The organism is Frankia sp. AiPs1 (assembly GCF_023716945.1).
Classification (GTDB): domain Bacteria; phylum Actinomycetota; class Actinomycetes; order Frankiales; family Frankiaceae; genus Frankia.
In genome coordinates this window covers 1-3,871 of record NZ_JAMQQF010000569.1, presented here as the reverse complement: position 1 = coordinate 3,871, position 3,871 = coordinate 1, and the positions used below count along the sequence as shown (strand labels likewise).

The window sequence follows — 3,871 nt, the reverse complement described above, 5'->3', positions numbered from 1 at the left end:
CGCGTGCTCGCCGCGGGCAGCGGCGCGACCGCCCTGGTCCTGAACATGCACACCTCGGTCGTGGGGGCGCTGGCCGGGACGCCCGACGGGCTCGCCCGCGCGATGGGGGCACCGGAGTCGTTCTTCGCCGCCCGCGACCGGCTGCTGGCCCGCGCCGCGGCCGGGGAGTTCATCGCCGTCGCGATGAGCGAGCGGGGCGCCGGCTCCCGGCTGTCCGCGCTGCGGACCCGCTACCAGTGCGAGGACGGCGGCTACCGGATCACCGGGGTGAAGTCGTTCTGCTCGGGGGCATCCCACGCGGACGTCTACTTCGTCGCCGCCCGCGCCGACGGTTGGGCACCGGACGGCGACCACGAGGAGGCCGGACGGCGGGCCACGCGGATCAGTCATTTTCTCGTCCCGCGTGGGGCCGGGGTGCGCGTCGAGCCGGCCTGGGACACCCTCGGCATGCGGGGCACCGGCAGCCACGATGTGCACCTGGACGTCTGGGTGCCGGCGGAGGCGCTCGTCGGTGGCCTGGAGGGGCTCAGTCTGCTGGTGGCGCAGGGCATGCCGCAGTGGTTGGTGGCCTCCTATGCCGCCGTCTATGCCGGGGTCGGCCGGGCCGCGTTCGACGCGGGGCTCGCCTACGCCCGCACCAGGCGCACGCCCGGGATGCCGGGCGGCCTCGCGGAGCTGCCGGCCGTGCGGGCCCGGTTCGGCCATGCCGACGCGGCGCTGGCCGCGCTGGACGCGGTGGTCGACGAGTGCGCGCGCCGGGTCGATGCCGACCCGGGTTCGGCGTCGACGAACCGGTGGGTGTGGCGGGCCAAGCTGCTCGCCGGACAGACGGCACAGGACGTCGCCGCCTCGGTCGTCGAGGCGTGCGGAACCGCCGTCACCCGCCGCGGGCACCCGCTCGAACGGCTCTACCGCGACGCCCGCTGCGGGTCCCTGCAGCCGGCGACGACCGACGTCTGCGCCGACTGGCTCGGCCTGGCGGCGCTGGGCGGCGACCCGGAGGCGGACGCGGGCGTGGCCCGGTGGTGAGCGCCGGGCCGCCCAGCACCAGGCCGCCCAGCACCAGGCCGCCCAGCGCCGCCGTCATCACCGGCATGGGCGCGGCGTTTCCCGGCTCCTTCGACCAGCAGAGCCTGTGGGACGAGGTCTTCGAGCGGCGGTACCGGGGCGACCGGCTGGCTCGCCGGCTCTTCCTCGGCGCCGGGGTACGCACCCGCCACGGGGTCGTCGATCCGCGCCGGGAGGATGTCAGCGACTGGTCGACGGGCGCGCGGATGCGCCGGTACGTCGACGAGGCGCCCCCGCTGGGCCGGCGTGCCGTCCTGGCCGCGCTGGCGGACGCCGGCCTGGGCGCCGCCGAGGTCGGGCTGTTCGTCGTCGTCTCCTGCACCGGCTACGCAACGCCTGGCCTGGACATCCAGCTCGCCCGCGAACTCGGCATGCTCCCGTCGGTGCGGCGGCTGCTGGTCGGGCACATGGGCTGCTACGGCGCCATCCCGGGGATGGGCGCGGCGGCGGACTTCGTCCGGTCCCGCCGGCTGCCCGCGGTCGTGCTCTGCCTGGAACTGACCTCCCTGCACAGCCAGCCCGAGCAGCCGCACCGGGACCTGGAGCAGGTCGTCGCGCACGCCCTGTTCGGCGACGCCGCGGCGGCGATCGTGCTCGTCCCCGATGCCGCCCACGGCCTGGAGGTGCTCGACACCACCGCCGCCACCGCCCCGGACAGCGAGGACCTGATGACCTGGCACGTCACCGACCACGGCTTTCGCATGGGGCTGTCCCGCCAGGTGCCCGACGTCCTCGCGAAGCACGTCGAGGAGGCAGTCGCCGCGTTGCTGGGGCCGATCGCCGCGGACCCGGGCGACGTCGACGGCTGGGCCGTGCACCCCGGCGGCCCGCGCATCCTCGACGTCGTCGAGGAACGCCTGGCCCTGGCGCCCGCGCAGACCGCAGTGGCCCGCCGCGTCCTCGCGACCCGGGGGAACTGCTCGTCGGGCACCGTCCTGCTCGTCCTCGACCAGATCCGCGGGGACCTCGCCGCCGGGGCGACCGCCGTCGCGATGGCGTTCGGCCCGGGCCTGACCCTCTGCCTCGCCGCGCTGCGCCGCAGGTAGCGACAGCCCTCCCCCGAATCGATTACAGCGAGTAACAGGCACTCATCCGCGCACAAAGTTCGCCCAACATGCCGTGTATGCGGACTTTTTCGATGCTAACGTCCGTATCCGCGCAGCCATGGTGGCTGCGACCTGGCTCCTGACCTCGGGAAACGGCCGCGGATACGCGCCTGCTCGCGTGGGCTGCCGCCGACCATCGGCCACCCCGTGCCGGTCGGCCCGGGGGCGGAGGCCGCCTCGCACCAGAGGAGATCTGATGGCGGAAGTGACCCTGCGTCGTCGCACGATTGGCGGTGCCGTCGTGCTGGGACTGAGCGCCCTACTGGCCGTCGCGGTACCGGGAACCGCGCACGCCAACACCGTGGGCGTCACGGTGAAGACACCCGGCGCCACCAGCGGGCCCGGTTCGACCTTTGCCGAGATCTCGACCCACGCTGACTGTTCCAGCGGCCTCATCGCCGGCGGCGGCGTCAACCAGGCCATCGGCACCGGCATGGCGTCGAACGGCAACCACGTGATGGGCACGGAGCCCAGCTCCGACGGCAGTAGCGAGTACACCGGCACCACCGGCGTCGTCGGCACCGACGTGACGCACTGGCTCGGCATCGGCGGCACCGGGGGCGCGACCGACGCCGCCTTCTCCACCACCCCCTACGCGACCTGCCTGACCAGCAACCTGGTCAACCACACCCAGGTGGTGATGAACAAGGCCAGCGGGCCCTCGGCGGCGTCGACGGTCAACCTGGTGGTGGCGACCTGCCCGGCGAACACGATCCTGCTCGGCGGCGGCGCGCGCACCACCCCGGCGAGCATCGGCAGCCTCAAGCCGATCGCCAGCTTCCCCACCTTCAACGACGCCGCCCATGACTACGGCCAGAAGGCGGCGGCCGACGGGGCGACCAACCCGAACTCCTGGGCGTCCGTCGGGTGGAACGGCGGCGGAGGCGGCACCGGCAACGTGACCTACGCCTACGCGATCTGCAGCGGCAGCGGTATCAACGTCAGCGGGGCCACCGTGAAGGTCCGCTACAGCGAGGTGAGCGGGCCGACCTCGGCGACCACCGGCCAGACGGCCACGGTCGGCTGCGGCGGCGGGGACGGGAAGCTGATCAGCGGCGGCGCCGCCATCAGCGGCGGCAGCGTGACGACCACCGACTTCACCGGCCCGGGTTCGGGCGGCGACCACCTCAACGGCAGCTTCCCCAGCACCTCCGGCGGCAGCCCCGTCAGCGACGGGACCACCACCGCCGCCTACTGGACGGCCTTCAGCCACACCGGCGGCGCGAGCTCGCCGAGCACCTACACCGACGCCTGGGCGCTGTGCGCCGACGACGGCGTCTGACCGTAAAAACTCTGACCGTAAAGGCGATGTCGATTCCCTTGAACCGTCGTATCACCATGCCCAGAGGCAGGCTGGCCGCGATCGTCGGCGCGGCCGGTGTCCTGGCCGTCGCCGTCGCGGCGCCCCTGCCCGCCGTCGCGGACGCCGCGGGCGGGACGGCCACCTGCGGGGCGACCGGCGTCCTGACCACCTCCCCACCCACCTGCGCCTACACCACGGCGGGCACGGACACCTTCACCGTGCCCGCCGGCGTGACCAGCGTGCGCATCGACCTGTTCGGCGGCGAGGGCGGCAGCGCGGCCGGCTTCGTGGCCCCCAACCCGCCGAACACCGGCGCGCCCGGCGGCCTCGGCGGCGAGACCAGCGGCACCCTGGCCGTCAGCCCCGGGCAGGTTCTCCAGCTCACCGTCGGCGC

3 protein-coding genes and 1 pseudogene are annotated in these 3,871 nt (G+C 74.4%); all 4 read left to right on the top strand.

Annotated elements, in window-relative coordinates; all coding sequences use genetic code 11:
* A partial coding sequence (locus ND748_RS27500) for an acyl-CoA dehydrogenase family protein (protein WP_251749114.1) occupies nucleotides 1–1,029 on the top strand: 1,029 nt, incomplete at its 5' end.
* A 65-nt stretch (nucleotides 1,030–1,094) separates the two neighbouring features.
* Nucleotides 1,095–2,114, top strand: coding sequence for a 3-oxoacyl-[acyl-carrier-protein] synthase III C-terminal domain-containing protein (locus ND748_RS27495; protein WP_285902793.1), 1,020 nt, complete (start codon nucleotides 1,095–1,097; stop codon nucleotides 2,112–2,114).
* Nucleotides 2,115–2,370: 256 nt separating this feature from the next.
* Nucleotides 2,371–3,456, top strand: a complete 1,086-nt coding sequence (locus tag ND748_RS27490; RefSeq protein ID WP_251749112.1) for a hypothetical protein — start codon at nucleotides 2,371–2,373, stop codon at nucleotides 3,454–3,456.
* Between the two features lie 56 nt (nucleotides 3,457–3,512).
* Nucleotides 3,513–3,871 (top strand): annotated as a pseudogene (locus ND748_RS27485) (hypothetical protein); the annotation flags it as partial.